This is a genomic window from Enterobacter cloacae complex sp. S3 (assembly GCF_014930495.1).
GTDB lineage: Bacteria > Pseudomonadota > Gammaproteobacteria > Enterobacterales > Enterobacteriaceae > Enterobacter > Enterobacter asburiae_B.
Genome location: NZ_JADBRD010000016.1, coordinates 125,816 through 144,558 on the forward strand (window position 1 = coordinate 125,816; position 18,743 = coordinate 144,558).

At 57.7% G+C, this 18,743-nt stretch carries 19 protein-coding genes; 12 read left to right on the forward strand and 7 right to left on the reverse strand.

Translation table 11 applies throughout. The annotated features are described in order from the left end of the window. Position 1 precedes the first annotated feature (1 nt). The 5 genes from IM317_RS09235 to xthA are packed head-to-tail and all read right to left on the reverse strand — an operon-like array spanning position 2 to position 4,796. A complete protein-coding gene (locus IM317_RS09235; protein ID WP_033145255.1) occupies positions 2–622 on the reverse strand; it encodes an ATP-binding cassette domain-containing protein in 621 nt (206 codons plus the stop codon). Next, positions 622–2,151, reverse strand: coding sequence for a thiamine ABC transporter permease (locus IM317_RS09240; RefSeq protein ID WP_033145256.1), 1,530 nt, complete (start codon positions 2,149–2,151; stop codon positions 622–624). Before IM317_RS09240 ends, IM317_RS09235 begins: the two co-directional genes overlap by 1 nt. After that, positions 2,124–3,284: an ABC transporter substrate-binding protein gene (locus tag IM317_RS09245; RefSeq protein ID WP_049015970.1), complete on the reverse strand. Its 1,161-nt coding sequence runs from the start codon at positions 3,282–3,284 to the stop codon at positions 2,124–2,126. The genes IM317_RS09240 and IM317_RS09245 overlap by 28 nt, the downstream gene beginning before the upstream one ends. A 15-nt stretch (positions 3,285–3,299) precedes the next feature. Then, positions 3,300–3,983, reverse strand: a complete 684-nt coding sequence (locus tag IM317_RS09250; RefSeq protein WP_033145258.1) for a TVP38/TMEM64 family protein — start codon at positions 3,981–3,983, stop codon at positions 3,300–3,302. A 6-nt stretch (positions 3,984–3,989) separates the two neighbouring features. After that, positions 3,990–4,796 (reverse strand): exodeoxyribonuclease III, encoded by an 807-nt coding sequence (gene xthA, locus IM317_RS09255; RefSeq protein ID WP_023311273.1) that lies wholly within the window; start codon positions 4,794–4,796, stop codon positions 3,990–3,992. Positions 4,797–5,229: 433 nt separating this feature from the next. On the opposite strand from xthA, the gene IM317_RS09260 reads away from it, so the two are divergent. From IM317_RS09260 to ves, 7 genes are all read left to right on the forward strand, one after another. Continuing rightward, on the forward strand, positions 5,230–6,450 hold the full coding sequence (locus IM317_RS09260) for an aspartate aminotransferase family protein (protein ID WP_033145259.1): 1,221 nt from the start codon (positions 5,230–5,232) through the stop codon (positions 6,448–6,450). Continuing rightward, positions 6,447–7,481: an arginine N-succinyltransferase gene (gene astA, locus IM317_RS09265; RefSeq protein ID WP_023311275.1), complete on the forward strand. Its 1,035-nt coding sequence runs from the start codon at positions 6,447–6,449 to the stop codon at positions 7,479–7,481. The genes IM317_RS09260 and astA overlap by 4 nt, the downstream gene beginning before the upstream one ends. Then, complete coding sequence (gene astD / locus IM317_RS09270; protein WP_033145260.1) at positions 7,478–8,965, forward strand: succinylglutamate-semialdehyde dehydrogenase; 1,488 nt, start codon at positions 7,478–7,480, stop codon at positions 8,963–8,965. Before astA ends, astD begins: the two co-directional genes overlap by 4 nt. Next, on the forward strand, positions 8,952–10,277 hold the full coding sequence (gene astB, locus IM317_RS09275; protein ID WP_033145261.1) for an N-succinylarginine dihydrolase: 1,326 nt from the start codon (positions 8,952–8,954) through the stop codon (positions 10,275–10,277). The genes astD and astB overlap by 14 nt, the downstream gene beginning before the upstream one ends. Before the next feature lie 10 nt (positions 10,278–10,287). Further along, positions 10,288–11,253 carry a succinylglutamate desuccinylase gene (gene astE / locus IM317_RS09280; RefSeq protein WP_033145262.1) on the forward strand — a complete coding sequence of 322 codons (966 nt, stop codon included), beginning with the start codon at positions 10,288–10,290 and terminating at the stop codon, positions 11,251–11,253. Positions 11,254–11,591: 338 nt separating this feature from the next. Further along, positions 11,592–12,086: an ATP-independent periplasmic protein-refolding chaperone Spy gene (gene spy, locus IM317_RS09285; protein ID WP_033145263.1), complete on the forward strand. Its 495-nt coding sequence runs from the start codon at positions 11,592–11,594 to the stop codon at positions 12,084–12,086. 297 nt (positions 12,087–12,383) lie between these two features. After that, a complete protein-coding gene (ves, locus tag IM317_RS09290) occupies positions 12,384–12,941 on the forward strand; it encodes an environmental stress-induced protein Ves (RefSeq protein WP_023311280.1) in 558 nt (185 codons plus the stop codon). Here the strand turns inward: ves and cho are convergent. Next, positions 12,919–13,797: an excinuclease Cho gene (gene cho, locus IM317_RS09295; protein ID WP_072196683.1), complete on the reverse strand. Its 879-nt coding sequence runs from the start codon at positions 13,795–13,797 to the stop codon at positions 12,919–12,921. The genes ves and cho overlap by 23 nt on opposite strands. 178 nt (positions 13,798–13,975) lie before the next feature. Continuing rightward, positions 13,976–14,803: an ammonia-dependent NAD(+) synthetase gene (nadE, locus tag IM317_RS09300; RefSeq protein ID WP_033145265.1), complete on the reverse strand. Its 828-nt coding sequence runs from the start codon at positions 14,801–14,803 to the stop codon at positions 13,976–13,978. A 232-nt stretch (positions 14,804–15,035) separates the two neighbouring features. Between nadE and osmE the strand changes: the two genes are divergently transcribed. The 5 genes from osmE (at position 15,036) to chbR (ending at position 18,660) form a co-directional block, all read left to right on the forward strand. Then, positions 15,036–15,380 carry an osmotically-inducible lipoprotein OsmE gene (gene osmE, locus IM317_RS09305; RefSeq protein WP_010430142.1) on the forward strand — a complete coding sequence of 115 codons (345 nt, stop codon included), beginning with the start codon at positions 15,036–15,038 and terminating at the stop codon, positions 15,378–15,380. Positions 15,381–15,661: 281 nt separating this feature from the next. Beyond that, positions 15,662–15,979 carry a PTS N,N'-diacetylchitobiose transporter subunit IIB gene (chbB, locus tag IM317_RS09310; RefSeq protein ID WP_008500676.1) on the forward strand — a complete coding sequence of 106 codons (318 nt, stop codon included), beginning with the start codon at positions 15,662–15,664 and terminating at the stop codon, positions 15,977–15,979. A 79-nt stretch (positions 15,980–16,058) separates the two neighbouring features. Then, entirely contained in the window at positions 16,059–17,417 is a 1,359-nt protein-coding gene (gene chbC / locus IM317_RS09315; protein ID WP_023311283.1) for a PTS N,N'-diacetylchitobiose transporter subunit IIC, read from the forward strand. Positions 17,418–17,464: 47 nt separating this feature from the next. Beyond that, a complete protein-coding gene (gene chbA, locus IM317_RS09320; RefSeq protein ID WP_023311284.1) occupies positions 17,465–17,812 on the forward strand; it encodes a PTS N,N'-diacetylchitobiose transporter subunit IIA in 348 nt (115 codons plus the stop codon). Between the two features lie 5 nt (positions 17,813–17,817). Continuing rightward, positions 17,818–18,660 carry a transcriptional regulator ChbR gene (gene chbR, locus IM317_RS09325; RefSeq protein ID WP_071884835.1) on the forward strand — a complete coding sequence of 281 codons (843 nt, stop codon included), beginning with the start codon at positions 17,818–17,820 and terminating at the stop codon, positions 18,658–18,660. Positions 18,661–18,743: the final 83 nt, after the last annotated feature.

Here is an 18,743-nt window from a genome sequence, read left to right on the forward strand (position 1 = left end):
ATTATTGCCAGCGAGAAATCTCAATCAGCTCGCCGCCGGGCGGAATATCATCCTCATCGTGCGTGACCAGCACCACCGGGATATTGCGCGCGCGGACGGCGTCAAAAACCCATGTCCGAAACGTTGTGCGCAGCGTTTTATCGAGACGACTGAACGGTTCGTCCAGCAGCAGCGCCTGCGGCTCTGCGAGCAGGGCGCGCAGCAGGCTGACCCGGGCACGCTCCCCGCCGGAAAGGGTGGCCGGATCGCTGGCGTAATGACCGCTCAGCCCGGCGGAATCCAGCGCCTGCTCGACCGCTTCCCGACGCGTTCTCCCGACGATCCGCTCAGGCAAGGCCAGCAGCAAATTTTGCCCGACGCTGAACTGTTCAAACAGCAGCGCATCCTGAAAGAGAATGCCCAGCCCGCGGGCTTCAACAGGGAGGCTATCGCAGCGACGCGCGTCGAGCCACAGTTCGCCTCGCGCCTGGAAATCGTCTGACAGCGCGCCGATCATCCACGCAAAAAGGGTCGATTTACCGCTGCCGGACGGCCCCATCAGGGTAACGATCTCCCCGCGGGGAACGCAAAAATTGACCTCGCGGAAAAGCGGTTCGATGGTGAGATCTTTTACCTTCAGCATTAACGTAATCCTTGACGGTAGCGGCCCACGAGCCGGGATAACAGGGCGGCAAGACCGAACACCGTGCCCGTGACCAGCAGTAATCCCAGCGCCCGGTTAGCGAGAATCGGGATGCTGCCCCCGCTGCTGAGCGCGACGGTTTCAGTGGTCAGCGTGGCGAAACGCCCCGCGCCAAGCCAGAGCGTCGGCATGTATTGCGCCATGCTGACGGAAAAACCAATGGCAAAGGCCAGCAGCGCCGGGCGCACCAGCAGGGGGCATTTCAGCAGTAAGAATATTTTTGCCGGTCGCCAGCCGAGCGTTCTGGCGGTAAGGATAAGCCTGGGATCGATCCGCCGCCAGGCGGGCTGCAGAACCAGCAGCATCCAGGGTAACACCCACAGCAGATGGCTCCAGAGTACGGCGGCATAGCGCCCGTCGAGCCCCAGACGCAATGCAATAAAGTATTGCCCGGTGACGAGCGGCAGCGCCGGAAGGGCGAGCGGTGACCACACCCACGCTGCGCCGCGCTGCGGTCCCCATTCCAGCCAGAGAAAAATGACGATGAGGGCGATCAGGCTCGACAGCAGGCCGAAGGAAAGGCTGGTCTCCACGGGGCCCGCGTCGCCCCCTTGCGCCTGCATCAGCAGTACCGCGGTGCACAGGATGCCGCACGCGGGCAGTAACCCGCTGAATGCCCGCTCAGGCAGAACGAGTGGAGAACGGGGGCGCGTCCCCGCGAGATTCGGGATCGTGCGACGCCATGCTTTCCAGAGGCCGTATCCGAGGGCGGCCAGCGCGGCCAACAGCACAAGGAGAAGCAGGCACAGCAGCATTCCTTTTGCCTGCTGCTGCGCGTCGCCCTGGCTTAGCCACTGCCAGGCCAGCACGGCCAGGGTGGGCGGGTTGCCGGGCCCGAGAACGATCGCCACGTCCACGACCGAGAGCGACCATGCCAGCACCGCCAGCATCACCGCGCCGAGGACAGGCGCGATCGCCGGGAGGATCAGCCAGCTGAGCGTCTGATAACGCCCGTAGCCAAAGGTTTGCAGGACGATCTTCTGCTGCGCGAGCCGTTGTTCCGGCAGCACGGCGTAAATGGCCCACAGCACGAACGCGCTCTCTTTGACCGCGAGCGTCACGCCCAGCCCGACGCCGTAGCGGTCAAACGGAGCCGTACAGACGGTGCAGAGCTGATAAAACAGACCGCCCTCGGCAAACAGCAGTAACGCGCTGGTGGCGAACGCCACATGGGGGATCGCCAGTAGCCACGGCAGGCGGGTCGTGAGGCGTCGCCAGCGTTGACCGGGCCACAAAAGGCAGACGAAGAAAAGGGCAATCAGCAACGCCCCCAGCGTGGCGATGAGCGTTGAGACCAGCGTGGCGACGGTCGCCTGCGGCAGCTGCGGATCGTTCAGCAGCCGCTGCCAGTTTGTCGCAGAAAACGCCGGTGCGAGCAGCATGACGCCGGCGGGCAGGATCGGCAGATAAATCACCGCCATCGCCAGCCAGACAAGCCCGCTCAGCGGGTGCCGTAACGACGCAGCCATTCCTGCTCCAGCGCGTTCACCCAGGCGGACTGCGGCTCTGCAAGCACCTGCGGCAGCCCCTGAGGCGTATGGGCCAGCAGCTGTTTCGCTTCCTCTTCGGGCAGCGCTTTCGCATCCAGGACGCTCGGGTCTCCCCAGATGGCCGGGTCGGCCTTGCGGATTTGCGCCTGCGGTGACAGCAGGAAATTAGCGACCACCTTTGCACCCGCGCTCGCGCTGGCATTGGCCGGGATAGCCACAAAATGGACGTTGCCGAGCATCCCGCTCTCGAAACCAAAGCTGTAGCTGTCGGCGGGCAGTTCGCCGCTCGCCACTTTCTGCTGCGCATGGGACGGGTTAAAGGTCAGCGACAGGTTCAGACTGCCGCTGGCAAGCAGGGCATCCATTCGGGCAGGTGAGGGAGGGAAATCTTTTCCTTCGCGCCACAGCAGCGGGTGCAGCTTATCGAGGTAGGCCCAGAGCGGTGCCGTAACCTCAGCAAACGTTGCATCGGGCGCTTTTTGTAACGCCTCAGGGCGATCGGTGAACGTCAGCAGCAGCTGCTCCAGAAAGGCCGTGCCGGTAAAATCGGGCGGGCGAGGATAGCTGACTTTGCCCGGATGCTGCTGCGCGTACGCCAGTAGCGCCTGGGGATCCACCGGCGGCGTCGGCATGCTGGCTTTGCGGGCGATAAAGGTCAGCTGCGCGCCGCCCCACGGGGATTCCGCCCCGTCGGTTGGAATCGCAAAATCTTCCGTGACGGGTTTGCGGGTATCGACATAGCGCCAGTCTGGCAACGTCTGCGCCCATCCGGTTTGCAGCAGGTTCGCCTCTTTTAACGTGCGGAAGTTTTCGCCGTTGACCCACAGCAGGTCAACCGAGCCGTTGGCCTTACGCCCCGCGGCGGCTTCCGTCTGGATCCGTTTTACCGCATCGGCGGCGTCCGCCAGCGGGACAATTTTTAGGGTAATGGCGTAGTGAGTTTGCATCTCACCGCTGACCCACTCAAGGTAGCGGTTGACCGCCGGATCGCCGCCCCAGGCGTTAAACCAGACGGTCTGGCCTTTGGCCTGCTGTTGGATAGCGTGCCAGCTTTCGGCGGCACAGAGGGGGGCTGCCAGCAGCAGACCTGTCAGGAACGCGCAAAAACGCACACGGCGCATAATGCCTCACTTTTTAACAGACGGGAGATAACGGGAAAACAGCCGGCGCGTCGCCAGCGGCAATAACCCCAGTAGTGTAAAGGCGATTAGCATGCCCGGCGACACAATATCGCGCAGGGACGCCACTTTCCCCAGCTCGCGCCCGGCGTTCAGAAAGACCACCGTCGCGGGCAACATGGCGACCTGGCTGACCCACCAGTAGCGATATACGCCAATGCGGGTCAGCCCCATCAGCAAATTCACCAGGAAAAACGGGAACAGCGGCATCAGGCGCAGGGCAAAAAGATAGCCCGCGCCGTCATGCGCCATACCTGCGTTCACCGTTTTCATCTGCTGAGCAAACCGCCGCTGGACCCCGTCGCGCAGCAGATAACGGCTGGCGAGCATCGCAAGCGTCGCCCCGAGCGTGGAGGCAAACGAGACCAGAACGGTGCCTTCCCACAGGGGAAATAACGCTCCGCCCAGCAGGGTGAGGATCGCCGCGCCGGGGATCGACAGGGCGGAGACCGCCACGTAGAGCGCAAAAAAGATCAGCGCGCTTCGCAGCGGCGCGTGGTCAACATGGGAGATGAGTGCCTGCTGGTGGGTTTTAATCCCTTCCAGGGAGAGCGTGCCAGGAGGAAGCATGACAAACGTCAGAATAAATGCGCCCAGAAGGGCGCACAGGAAAAGTGTTTTTCGAATGTTCACGCGTCATTACAGCTTGAATTTAGCCCACACCGGCGCGTGGTCAGACGGTTTTTCCATGCTGCGGATCTCGTAGTCGATCCCGGTTTCGATGCAGCGCTCTGCCAGCGGCGAACTGGCGAGCAGCAGGTCGATACGCAGGCCGCGGTTGTCGTCAAAGCCTTTTGAGCGGTAGTCAAACCACGAGAAGCGATCCTGCGTGTCCGGGTTGGCGGTACGGAAGGTATCCACCAGCCCCCAGTCCAGCAGGCGCTGCATCCACTCGCGCTCTTCCGGCAGGAAGGAGCATTTGCCGGTACGCAGCCAGCGTTTGCGGCTGTCTTCACCGATGCCAATATCCAGATCGGTCGGGCTGATATTCACATCACCCATGATCAGCACCGGATTGTCTTTATTGAGTTCGGTTGTCAGGTAGTTCTGCAGATCCTGATAAAACTTGGCCTTAGCAGGGAATTTGGTCGGATGGTCGCGGCTCTCGCCCTGGGGAAAGTAACCATTAATCACGGTGATGTTCCCCAGCGGGGAAGGCAGTTCCGCCATGATGATGCGGCGCTGTGCTTCTTCGTCATCGCCGGGAAACCCACGGCGGACTGAAACTGGCGTCTCTTTGGTCAACAGCGCAACGCCGTAATGGCCTTTCTGCCCATGATAGAAGACGTTGTAGCCGAGCTTCGCCACCTCTTCGAGGGGGAACATGTCGTCGTGAACCTTGGTCTCCTGCAGGCCGATCACATCTGGCTGATGTTGCTCAACAATGGCTTCAAGCTGATGGGGGCGGGCGCGCAGGCCGTTGATATTAAAAGAGACAAATTTCATAGTCGCTGCCAGTGCAAGGTGAATAGTGCATGGATGGTAGCAGAATTTGCGTCAACTGTTACCGGGTTCGGCCAATAACTGCGACAGATAATGCCGGTGGTGCAATATTTGCACCATTCTGACGCGCATCGCCCTCAAACAGGGCGTAAATGACCGATAAATTTCGCGAGCGATCACAATTCCAGAATTATATTTGGCCCTTGCATACTCTTTCTGATTTTCATGCGGCAAAGCGCCGCTTGTCGTAAAAATATTCACTTTTTATGCACTAACAGTGAATAACTCCATATTGTAACTTGTTGATATTCTGTTGCCTCAACCCGTTTATGCAATTTTATCGCTGGCTGGCACGAAGGCTGCAATCTACATTCACAGTGCAAACACCCAATTATTTAACATTCAAATAACTTTTTATTTACCGGATGAGGTCGCTATGTCTCTGTCAATTACGCGTGAAAATTTCGATGAATGGATTATGCCGGTTTACGCTCCGGCGGCTTTTATTCCGGTTCGTGGGGAAGGCTCGCGCCTGTGGGATCAGCAGGGTAAAGAGTATATCGACTTTGCAGGCGGGATTGCGGTCAACGCGCTGGGTCACGCGCACCCTGCGCTGCGTCAGGCGCTGAATGACCAGGCGGCGAAGTTCTGGCATACCGGCAACGGCTTTACTAACGAGCCCGCGCTGCGCCTCGCCAAAAAACTGATCGATGCGACGTTTGCCGAAAAGGTCTTTTTCTGTAACTCGGGGGCGGAAGCCAACGAAGCGGCGCTGAAGCTGGCGCGCAAATATGCGCACGATAAATTTGGTACCCACAAGAGCGGCATCGTGGCGTTTAAAAATGCCTTCCACGGGCGCACGCTCTTTACCGTCAGCGCGGGCGGCCAGCCTTCCTACTCGCAGGATTTCGCACCGCTGCCGCCGGATATCCGTCACGGTGTTTATAACGATCTGCAGTCCGCCAGCGAGCTGATTAACGACACCACCTGCGCGGTGATCGTCGAACCGATGCAGGGCGAGGGCGGCGTGCTTCCGGCGCAAAAAGCCTTCCTGCAGGGGCTGCGCGAGCTGTGCGATCGCCACAACGCGGTACTGATTTTCGACGAAGTCCAGACCGGCGTGGGCCGCACCGGCGAGCTGTATGCCTATATGCACTATGGCGTAACGCCGGACGTGCTTTCGACCGCCAAAGCGCTGGGCGGCGGCTTCCCGATTGGCGCGACGCTGACCACCGATAAATTCGCCAGCGTAATGACCGTAGGTACCCATGGCACCACCTACGGCGGCAACCCGCTGGCAACCGCCGTCGCCGGGCAGGTTCTGGACATCATTAACACGCCTGAGGTGCTGAAAGGCGTTAAGCAGCGTCACGACTGGTTTGTCGAGCGCCTGAATGCCATCAACGGCAAAACGGGGCTGTTTAAAGAAATTCGCGGTCTGGGGCTGTTAATCGGCTGCGAGCTCACCGCCGAGTTTGCCGGAAAAGCTAAACTTATTTCACAGGAAGCGGCAAAAGTGGGCGTGATGGTGCTGATTGCCGGTGCCAACGTGGTGCGTTTTGCGCCGGCGCTGATCGTCAGCGAGGAAGAGGTGCAAACCGGTCTGGACCGTTTTGCGCTGGCGTGTGAAAAAGTGAAATCCGGGGTGTCATCATGATGGTCATCCGTCCCGTTGAGCGCGGCGATCTCGCCGGGCTCATGCAGCTTGCCGGTAAGACGGGAGGCGGGCTGACCTCGCTTCCTGCCGATGAAAAAACGCTGTCGGCGCGCATTGAGCGCGCCCTGCAAACCTGGCAGGGGACGTTGCCAAAAAGCGAACAGGGGTATGTGTTCGTGCTGGAAGACACCGACACGGGGACCGTGGCCGGGATCTGCGCCATTGAAGTGGCCGTCGGGCTTAACGACCCGTGGTACAACTACCGCGTCGGCACCATGGTTCACGCCTCGAAAGAGCTGAACGTCTATAACGCGCTGCCCACGCTGTTCCTCTGTAATGACCACACGGGCGCCAGCGAGCTGTGCACGCTGTTCCTCGACCCGGCGTGGCGCAAAGAGGGCAACGGCTATCTGCTCTCCAAATCGCGCTTTATGTTTATGGCCGCCTTCCGCGATCGCTTTAACGAAAAAGTGGTCGCAGAGATGCGCGGCGTGATCGACGACACCGGCTACTCGCCGTTCTGGGAGAGCCTGGGCGAGCGCTTCTTCTCGATGGAGTTCAGCCGGGCGGACTATCTCTGCGGCACCGGCCAGAAAGCCTTTATCGCCGAACTGATGCCGAAGCATCCTATCTATACCCATTTCCTCAGCCCGGAAGCGCAGGCGGTGATTGGCGAAGTCCATCCGCAGACCGCGCCCGCCCGCGCGGTGCTGGAAAAAGAAGGGTTCCGCTACCGGAACTATGTCGACATCTTTGACGGCGGCCCAACGCTTGAGTGCGATATCGACCGCGTGCGCGCGATCCGTAAAAGCCGTCTGGTTGAGGTCTCTGAAGGTCAGCCCGCGCCGGGTGACTGGCCCGCCTGTCTGGTGTCGAACGAAAATTACGCCAACTTCCGCGCCATGCTGGTGCGTACCAACCCGAAATGTGAACGTCTGGTGCTGACGGCTGCAGAACTGGATGCCCTGAAATGTAACGCCGGCGATACGGTTCGCCTGGTGCGTCTCTGCCCTGAGGAGAAAACAGCATGACATTATGGATTAACGGTGACTGGGTCACGGGCGAAGGCGAAGAGCGCGTAAAGACCAATCCGGTTGGAAAAGAGGTGCTCTGGAAGGGGCATGACGCCAGCGCCGCGCAGGTGGAACAAGCCTGCCGTGCCGCGCGCCGCGCGTTTCCAGCGTGGGCAAAACAGCCTTTCGCCGTGCGCCAGGAAATTGTTGAAAAGTTTGCCGGGCTGCTGGAGGCAAACAAGGCCGAACTGACGCGCATCATCGCGTCTGAAACCAGCAAGCCGCGCTGGGAAGCGACAACCGAAGTGACGGCGATGATCAACAAAATCGCCATTTCGGTGAAGGCGTACCACACCCGCACCGGCGAACAGCACACCGACATGCCGGACGGCGCAGCCACGCTGCGCCACCGTCCCCACGGCGTCCTGGCGGTGTTTGGCCCGTATAACTTCCCGGGGCATCTGCCGAATGGCCATATTGTGCCTGCGCTGCTGGCGGGCAATACCGTCATCTTCAAACCGAGCGAGCTCACGCCATTCACCGGCGAGGCGGTGGTTAAGCTGTGGGAACAGGCCGGCCTGCCGCCGGGCGTGCTGAACCTGGTGCAGGGCGGGCGGGAAACCGGTCAGGCGCTGAGCGCGCTGAGCGATATCGACGGCCTGCTGTTTACCGGCAGCGCCGGTACGGGCTATCAGCTGCACCGCCAGCTGGCAGGGCAGCCGGAGAAAATCCTGGCGCTGGAGATGGGCGGCAACAACCCGCTGATTGTGGAAGACCCTGACGATATCGACGCCGCGGTGCACCTGACGATTCAGTCCGCCTTTATTACCGCCGGACAGCGCTGTACCTGTGCTCGCCGTCTGTTGGTCAAGCGCGGCGCGCAGGGGGATGCCTTCCTGAAGCGTCTGGTTGAAGTGAGCGCGCGTCTGGTGCCTGCCGCGTGGGATGCCGACCCGCAGCCGTTTATCGGCGGGCTGATTTCCGAACAGGCCGCGCTGAACGTGCTGAAGGCCTGGCAGGACCACGTCGCGCGCGGCGCGAAAACCCTGCTGGAGCCGAAGCAGGTTCAGCCGGGTAGCTCGCTGCTGACGCCGGGCATTGTAGAGATGAGCGGCGCGAGCAACGTGCCGGATGAAGAGGTCTTTGGCCCGCTGCTCTGTGTCTGGCGCTATGACGATTTCGATGCGGCCATTGCGATGGCGAATAACACCCGCTACGGCCTGTCGAGCGGGCTGATTTCGCCGCATCGCGAGAAGTTTGATCGGCTGCTGCTGGAAGCACGCGCCGGGATTGTGAACTGGAATAAACCGCTGACCGGGGCCGCGAGCACCGCGCCGTTCGGCGGCGTGGGCGCGTCGGGCAACCATCGCGCCAGCGCGTGGTATGCCGCCGATTACTGCGCGTGGCCGATGGCGAGCCTGGAAACCCCGGTGCTGACGCTGCCGGAGACGCTTAATCCGGGGCTGGATTTTACCGGAGGGGATCGCCATGAAAGCGCGTGAGGTTAACTTTGACGGGCTGGTGGGGCTGACGCACCACTATGCCGGTCTCTCTTTTGGTAATGAAGCCTCGACGAAGCACCGTTTTCAGGTCTCCAACCCGAAGCTGGCGGCGAAGCAGGGGCTGCTGAAGATGAAAGCACTGGCGGATGCCGGTTTCCCGCAGGCGGTGATCCCGCCGCAGGAACGCCCGAACGTGGCGGTCCTTCGTCAGCTCGGCTTTAGCGGTACCGATGAGCAGGTCGTCGAAAAAGCGGGTACGCAGACCCCGCACCTGCTCTCCGCGGCAAGCTCCGCCTCCTCTATGTGGGTGGCAAACGCCGCGACCGTCGCGCCGTCAGCCGACACGCTGGATGGCAAAGTTCATCTGACGGTGGCGAACCTGAACAATAAATTCCACCGCGCCACCGAAGCGGAAACCACCGAGCGCGTGCTGCGCGCCATTTTCAACCATGACGCCCATTTTGAGGTGCATCAGGCCCTGCCGCAGGTGGCGATGTTTGGCGACGAAGGCGCGGCCAACCATAACCGCCTGGGGGGCGACTATGGCGACCCGGGCCTGCAGCTGTTTATCTACGGGCGAGAAGAGGGGGGCCACGCCGCGCCAACCCGTTATCCTGCCCGTCAGACGCTGGCGGCCAGCCAGGCGGTTGCGCGCCTGAACCAGGTCAATCCTTCCCAGGTGGTTTTTGCCCAGCAAAACCCGCATGTGATTGACCTGGGCGTGTTCCATAACGACGTGATTGCCGTTTCTAACCGCCAGGTGCTGTTCTGCCACGAGCAGGCGTTTGCCCATCAGGAGAAGCTGCTCGCCACGCTGCATGAGCGCGTGCGCGGCTTTACGCCAGTCCAGGTGCCCACGGAGGCGGTGAGCGTGCAGGACGCGGTAGAAACCTATCTGTTCAATAGCCAGCTGCTGAGCCGTGACGATGGCAGCATGATGCTGGTCCTGCCGCAGGAGTCCCGGGATCATAAAGGCGTGTGGCGCTACCTGACGGAGCTGGTGAAGGCCGATAACCCGATTGACGAACTGCGCGTGTTTGACCTGCGCGAAAGCATGGCCAACGGCGGTGGTCCAGCCTGTTTACGTCTGCGCGTGGTCCTGACCCAGGACGAAATGCAGGCGGTGAACCCGGCGGTCATGATGAACGATACGCTCTTTACGCGGCTGAATGACTGGGTCGACCGCTACTATCGCGATCGTCTGACGCAGGCGGATCTGGTTGACCCGCAGCTTCTGCGTGAAGGGCGCGAGGCGCTGGACGCGTTATCGACAATCCTGCAGCTGGGATCGGTTTACCCGTTCCAGCGCTAAAGGAGTGGATATGGAAAATTTACTGGCGCTGACCCTGGCCGATGAGACGCCGGAACAGAAAGAGGGGGACGGCCCCTCATTTCGCTGGCGGTGGCTGGGGCGAGGGGTGCTTGAGCTGACGCCGACCGTAAAAAGCGATCTCTCGCTGCTGCTTTCAACGGGTATCCACGGGAATGAAACCGCGCCCGTTGAGATTGTTGATCTGCTGCTGCGTGCGCTGTACCGCAATGAGATCGAACTAAAGTGCCGCGTGCTGGTGGTGCTCGGCAATCCCCCTGCGCTGGCGCAAAACAAACGGTATCTGGTGAGCGACATTAACCGCATGTTTGGCGGCCGCTGGTCGCAGTTTCCGCAGAGCGATGAAACGGCGCGGGCCGAGTGGCTGGAGAACGTCGTGACCGCGTTTTTTGCCGTCGCGGGGCCGGGGCGCTGGCATCTGGATCTGCATACGGCAATCCGCGCGTCTTACCACGTTCGCTTCGGCGTTCTGCCGCAGCGCAGTCAGCCGTGGGATGAAGCGTTCCTGAGCTGGCTGGGTGACGCCGGGCTGGAGGCGCTGGTATTTCATCAGTCGCCGGGCGGAACCTTTACCCATTTCACCTGTGAACGTTTCGCTGCGCTGTCCTGCACGCTGGAACTGGGAAAAGCGCTGCCGTTCGGCCAGAACGATCTGACCCGCTTTGCGCCTACGCATCTCGCCCTTCGGGCGCTGCTGGGAGGAACGGCTCCCGAGCACGCGCATCAGCCCGTTGAGCGGTATCGGGTCGTACAGCAGATCACGCGCCGCAGCGATGCCTTCCAGCTCCATATGGCCGCGCACACCCTGAACTTCACCCCGTTCCGCAAAGGGGCGCTGCTGGCTGAGGATGGCGAGGAACGTTACGAGGTGCAGAACACCACCGAGTATGTATTATTTCCTAACCCCACCGTCGCGTTTGGCCTGCGGGCCGGGCTGATGCTGGAAAAAATATCCTGAACCTTTCCCCTCTCATCATCCGGGAGGGGGAAGCAAAAAACTTTTCTTAACGATTAAAGCGCTTGCGCTTGTTTTGCAGAATATTCCTGGTGAATTGCTTTATTATTGATCTGCACTTCGCTATACTTCTGCTAAATTTCTTTAAAATCATCGCATTGAATATTTTTTGTTGCAACTCTCCACGCTTTATCCTTATTTCCTCCACATTTGACGAAAATTTGTTTTTTACACTTTCATTGTTTTACCGTTGCTCTGACTAATCGACGATAAACCCCGTAAAGTTAATCTCGTCAACACGGCATAGCGCCGAAGAATAACTGAAAGAAAGGAAATAAATTATGCGTAAGTTTACTGCACTGTTTGTTGCTTCTACCCTGGCTCTGGGCGCTACCAGCATGGCGTTCGCCGCAGATACTGCGACCACTACACCTACCGCGCCTGCTGAAGGCAAAATGATGATGCATCATAAAGGTCCGGGTATGCACAACGAGATGATGATGTTTAAGGATCTCAACCTGACGGATGCGCAGAAGCAGCAGATCCGCGACATCAGAAAAGGCGAACGCGACCAGATGAAACGTCCTCCGCTTGAAGAGCGTCGTGCGATGCATGACATCATCGCCAGCGACAGCTTCGATAAGGCGAAAGCCGAAGCGCAGATCGACAAAATGGCCGAGCAGCACAAAGCCCGCATGCTGGCTCACATGGAAACCCAGAACAAGATCTACAACATTCTGACCCCGGAACAGAAAAAACAATTTAATGCGAATTTTGAGAAGCGTCTGACAGAACGTCCGGCGATGGAAGGTAAAATGCCAGCACCAACCGAATAATCGGTTCACACTCTTAAGACCGCCGGGATCCTGTCCACAAAAGCGCAACCGCTGTGGACAGGACCGGCGGTTTTTCTTTCCTGCCCTCTTGCCTGCCGCCGCCAGCGCGGTATCCTCCTGTAGTCGCGTCAGAGAATGTTTGCAGAGTCATGGCGTTAGAATTTTTATTAACGTTCCGCTAAGGCCTGCCCGCTCTGCTGCCGATACTGTTTCTGTGAATACCCAACGATAACAAACAAGACAGCAACGATAGCGATATCCTTGCCCTGGCACGGGTTGTGCCATTCAGGAGTGGTGATGGAGTTCTTTGATATCCGTAAGATGCCGGTCAGCCTCTGGCGCAATGGTGCTGGCGAAACGCGTGAGATTTGCTGCTTCCCTCCCGCGACGCGCGATTTTCACTGGCGCGCCAGTATCGCGACGATTGCCAGCAACGGCGAATTCTCCTCGTTTCCCGGTGTTGACCGGGTGATTACCTTGCTGGAAGGGGGAGAGGTGACGCTGGACGCGGGTCAGGCGTTCTCCCATACCCTCAAGCATCATCAGCCCTACAGTTTTGCCGGCGATCTGCCGGTGAAAGCGCTGCTTTCAGATGGGCGGATGGCGATGGACTTTAACATCATGACCCGGCGCGACTGCTGCCGGGCGAAGGTACGCGTTGCTGACCGAACCTTCACCACCTTTGGCTCACGCGGAGGCGTGGTGTTCGTGCTAAGCGGGGCGTGGCAGCTGGGCGATAAATTGCTGACGGCCGATCAGGGGGCTAGCTGGGAGGAGGGTACCCATACGCTGCGTCTGCTGGAGGCTCAGGGCACCTTATTGTTCAGCGAAATCACGTGGCTGCCGGGTCATTGAGCACAATGATCTCAAACTTTCCTGCCAGGACCGGTTTACAGAGAATTTTGTAGCCATCGTGGTCAAATCCGGCGGGCGTGCGCAGCAGGGTTGCCGCGTCGTTGATGTCGTCGACGGCGCCCAGCCAGAGCCAGTTGTTGACGATGTGGTACTGGGTCATGGCCTCGCCCACTTCTTTTAGCGCAACGGCGCTTTCCCACGGCCAGCAGTTCACGCTGATGGCCGCCAGACCGGTGAGAAGCCGGGCGTGATGCGCCTCAACGCTCTCTTTCCCGCAGCAGGCACCGGCGCAGCGCTTCAGCGCTGATCGAAAACAGGCGCGTCCGCGGGTGGTTGCCTCTAGCCCTAAAAGGCTGTAGCAAAGCTGTAAATCGTCCGCCAGCGTCTGCAGCGCCTGGAGCGCGGCGCGTTTATTGGCAAACAGCCCATAGAGATTCGGGGCATGAGAAAAATCGACGTCGCGCGCGTAGACGACCTGCGGCCTGCCATCGTTTATCTGCAGGGAGCAGAGCTGACGGTTGCGGCGCAGGCGCTTATTGAACAGCGGCTGTTGTTCTTTTATCAACCGCGCCTCCAGCAACAGCGCGCCCATTTCTCCCGCCGTCTGGAACCAGGAAATGCGTCGCGACTGGCGCAGCATGGCGGCCTCGTCCGGCGTACGGAGATGGGATAACACCCGACTGCGAATGTTAACGCTCTTGCCGATATAGAGCGGCAGGGTGTCGCTTTCACCGTGAAAGATGTACACGCCCGGCTGTTTAGGCAGCGCCTCAAGCCAGGGGCGAAGGTGTTCGGGATATTCGTAGATAGCCGCCGCTTCAAACTCAAGACGCGGGGCGGATTGTCGCCTGCTCACATACTGCTCCATATACTGTTCAGGCATACAGTGTAGCAGGAGTGTGGTGGTTAAAAAAGAGCCGGGTGGCGGCTAAGCCTTACCCGGCCAGGACGTGCGGCTTGATGCCCTCACCTCAACCCTCTCCCATGGGAGAGGGCGCAAACATTAAAAGCGGTAACTTGGTTACCGCTTTGCTTTATTTTTTCCAGAAGTCGTCAAACACCGTAATGGGCGTATGGCGCTTGTGCTCGGTTTTCAGATACCAGCCCTCGATGATTTTCGCGGTCCGTTCATCCAGCTTTTTGCCTTCCAGATAATCATCGATGTTGTCATAGGTGACGCCAAGGGCCGCTTCATCCGGCAGGGAAGGGCGATCGTCTTCAAGGTCCGCTGTCGGCGCTTTCTTATACAGATGCTCAGGACAGCCCAGCGCGGCCAGCAGCTGCTTACCCTGACGCTTGTTGAGACGGAAGATCGGGTTAATGTCGGTGCCGCCGTCGCCGTATTTGGTGAAGAAACCGGTGATCGCTTCTGCCGCATGGTCGGTGCCGACGACAACGCCTTTGGTCATCCCGGCGATGCTGTACTGCGCTTTCATGCGCTCGCGGGCTTTCTCGTTGCCGCGAACAAAATCGCTCAGCTCAATGCCCGCTTCGCGAAGCGCCTGCTCGCTTGCCAGCACCGAGCCCTTAATATTCACGGTCAACACGCGGTCAGGCTGAATGAAGGCAATGGCATCCTGGCAATCCTGCTCGTCCGCCTGTACGCCATAAGGAAGACGCACCGCGATAAACTGCAGTTTCTCATCACCCGTCTCTTCGCGAAGCTCTGAAATCGCCATCTGGCAGAGTTTACCGGTCAGGGTAGAGTCCTGGCCGCCGCTGATGCCCAGCACCAGGGATTTCAGGAAAGCGTTCTTTTTTAAGTACGATTTTAAAAAATCCACGCTGCGGCGGATCTCTTCATGTGCATCTACCGTAGGCTTCGCGCCCAGTGCCTGAATAATCTCTTGTTGCAGAGCCATCACGCCCTCCATATGCAGTACATAAACAGAATGTGTTAGCTGTTAAAACTAACCCTTTGGGCGAGAAACGACAAGGATCACAGTTTCGAGTGCGCTAATTTGCGCCGATTTAGCAGGTTATCGTTGTTTTATTAGAATTTTCCGAAATTCGTCTGGCGTAACTCACAAAGTTGAACAATAGTACTTTTTATCCCATGCTTAGATAACACGCTGATAAACAAGAGGACGGAATATGAACAAGAACGTAGCAGGAATTCTTAGCGCAGCGGCGGTACTGACTATGCTGGCAGGGTGTACGGCTTACGATCGCACTAAGGATCAGTTTACGCAGCCCGTAGTAAAAGACGTTAAAAAAGGGATGACCCGTTCGCAGGTGGCTGCGATTGCCGGTAAACCTTCTTCTGAAGTGACCATGATTCATGCGAAAGGGACCTGCCAGACCTATATCCTGGGTCAACGTGATGGTAAGGCAGAAACCTACTTCGTCGCCCTGGATGATACCGGTCATGTGATCAACTCCGGCTATCAGACCTGTGCTGAATACGACACGGATCCGCAGGCACCTAAGGCGCAGTAACCCTGCTTGCCTGAGGATGTTAACAAACCGGCCCATGGGCCGGTTTTTTTATGCATCAGAAAATCTTATTTCTTTGCGCGAATTATTTGCCCGAAATGTGAAGGGAGTCAACAAGCCAGGTCAATGAGAGACAATTTTAGCCTATCCAGAATTATCCCCTGTCTGTACCATTGCGTATACTCACTCCAACGATAAACAACAGTACGCAAGCTACCTGTCTGCCGGGACAGCGAGTCGAGTGATAGCGCGATGGCAGGTAGTCATACAAGAGGGAAATCACGATGGAAAAGAAACATATCTACCTGTTCTGCTCAGCGGGCATGTCAACGTCGCTTCTGGTGTCAAAGATGCGTGCGCAGGCTGAAAAGTATGAAGTCCCTGTGGTGATTGAAGCGTTTCCAGAGACGCTGGCGGGCGAAAAAGGCCAGACAGCCGATGTTGTTTTACTGGGGCCGCAAATTGCCTATATGTTGCCCGAAATTCAACGACTGTTACCGAATAAACCGGTCGAAGTGATCGACTCGGGGCTGTACGGCAAAATTGATGGTTTAGGTGTTCTTAAAGCTGCTGTGGCAGCCATTAAAAAAGCTGCTAATTAATTTTTATTTTTCCCGTCAAAGAGTTATTTCACACACAATACGCCGTAACATGCGTTACGGCATTTAAGGGTATTTTCCTATGAGTAAAGTCATCGCTTCACTTGAAAAGGTACTCCTTCCTTTTGCTGTTAAAATAGGAAAGCAGCCTCACGTTAATGCCATCAAAAACGGCTTTATTAAATTAATGCCGTTGACGCTGGCCGGGGCCATGTTCGTTTTAATTAACAACGTTTTTCTGAGCTTTGGTGAAGGTTCCTTCTTTTATTCATTAGGAATTCGGTTAGACGCTTCCACTATTGAAACCCTTAATGGTTTTAAAGCCATTGGCGGCAACGTCTATAACGGTACGTTAGGGATTATGTCGCTGATGGCGCCTTTCTTTATTGGGATGGCACTGGCAGAAGAGCGTAAAGTGGATCCGCTGGCTGCCGGGTTATTATCCGTTGCCGCCTTTATGACCGTAACACCTTATAGCGTGGGCGAAGCCTATGCCGTTGGCGCCAACTGGCTGGGCGGGGCCAACATCATCTCCGGTATTGTTATCGGCCTGGTGGTGGCAGAAATGTTCACCTTTATTATCCGCCGCAACTGGGTTATCCGCCTGCCGGATAGCGTACCGGCTTCCGTTTCACGTTCATTTTCCGCGTTGATTCCAGGCTTCATTATTCTCTCCATCATGGGGATTATCGCCTGGGCGCTCTCCCACTGGGGCACTAACTTCCACCAGATCATCATGGACTCTATCTCTACGCCGCTGGCGTCGATGGGTGGCGTGGTCGGTTGGGCGTATGTGATTTTCACTTCTCTGCTGTGGTTCTTTGGCGTGCATGGTTCACTGGCACTTGCCGCGCTGGACAGCGGGATTATGACCCCCTGGGCACTGGAAAACGTTGCGCTTTACCAGCAGTACGGCTCTGTTGACGCGGCGCTGGCAGCGGGTAAAACCTTCCATGTGTGGGCGAAGCCGATGCTTGACTCCTATATCTTCCTGGGCGGTACCGGGGCGACCTTGGGTCTGATCATCGCGGTCTTTATTGTCTCTCGTCGTGCTGACTACCGTCAGGTCGCGAAGCTGGCGCTGCCATCAGGCATCTTCCAGATTAACGAACCGATTCTGTTCGGTCTGCCAATCATCATGAACCCGGTAATGTTCATTCCGTTCATCCTGATTCAGCCGCTGCTGGCCGCGATCACCCTGACGGCGTATTACATGGGCATCATTCCACCGGTCACCAACATTGCGCCGTGGACCATGCCGGCGGGCCTGGGCGCCTTCTTTAACACCAACGGTAGCGTCGCGGCCTTCCTGCTGGCGATATTCAACCTCGGGATTGCCACCCTGCTGTACATGCCGTTCGTGGCGATTGCCAACAAAGCCGCCACCATTATTGATGAAGAAGAGAGCGAAGAGGATATTGCCCTCTCACTGAAATTCTAGGATTGACCGGCGCGGGGAAGCCCGCGCCAGCCACAAGGAGCTTAAACATGTTAGATTTGGATAGTATTGTCGCAGACGAAGCCGTCGAGAACGATCTCGAAGAAGTGGTGATGGGGCTTATCATCAACTCCGGACAGGCCCGCAGCCTGGCCTATGCCGCACTGAAGCAGGCCAAGCAGGGAGATTTCGCCGCCGCGAAAACCATGATGGACCAGTCCCGCACGGCGCTGAACGAAGCGCACCTGGTGCAGACAAAGCTGATTGAAGGCGATCAGGGCGAAGGGAAGATGAAGGTCAGCCTGGTGCTGGTCCACGCGCAGGATCACCTGATGACCTCGATGCTGGCGCGTGAGCTGGTGGCGGAGCTTATCGAGCTTCACGAGAAAATGCACTGAGTCGGATTTCGCAGCAGGAGGTCAGCACGATGGAAATTAAAACCGCACTTGAACAGCAGCTGTTTAACGGCAAAAATTTTCACGTGGTTATCTACAACAAGACGGAGAGCGCCAGCGGTCTGCACCAGCATGACTACTACGAGTTCACGATTGTTCTGACCGGCCGCTACTACCAGGAGATCAACGGTAAGCGCGTCCTGCTTGAGCGAGGGGATTTTGTCTTCCTGCCGATGGGGTCTTATCACCAGAGCTTTTACGAATTTGGTGCCACCCGTATTCTGAATGTGGGCGTCAGCAGACGCTTCTTTGAGAAGCACTATCTGCCGCTGGTGCCGTTCTGCTTTGTGGCCTCCCAGGTCTATCGGGTCAAAAACGAGTTTATGACCTGGATTGAAACGGTTATCGCCTCGCTTAACTTCCGCGATAATGAATTTGATGAGTTTATTGAAACGGTGACCTTCTATGTGATGAACCGGCTGCGCCATCATCGTGAGGAGCAGCAGGTGACGGATGATATTCCACAGTGGCTGCGCAGCACCGTTGAGCTGATGCACGATAAAGGCCAGTTCAGCGAAAATGCGCTGGAAAATATGGTGTCACTGTCGGGAAAATCCCAGGAATATCTGACCCGCGCGACGCAGCGCTATTATCGTAAAACACCCGTGCAAATTATTAATGAAATCCGCATTAATTTTGCCAGGAAACAGCTGGAAATTACCAACTACTCTGTCACCGATATTGCGTACGAGTCAGGATACAGCAGTCCCAGCCTGTTTATTAAGACCTTTAAGAAATTGACTTCATTCACACCGAACAGTTACCGGAAGAATTTAACGGTAATTAATTAACTTTCGGCGGATTACCCGCCACAAATATTGCTTTAATGGCTTGCCCAAATAGCGGGAAGAGTACGCTATACCTTGCAGGCGAT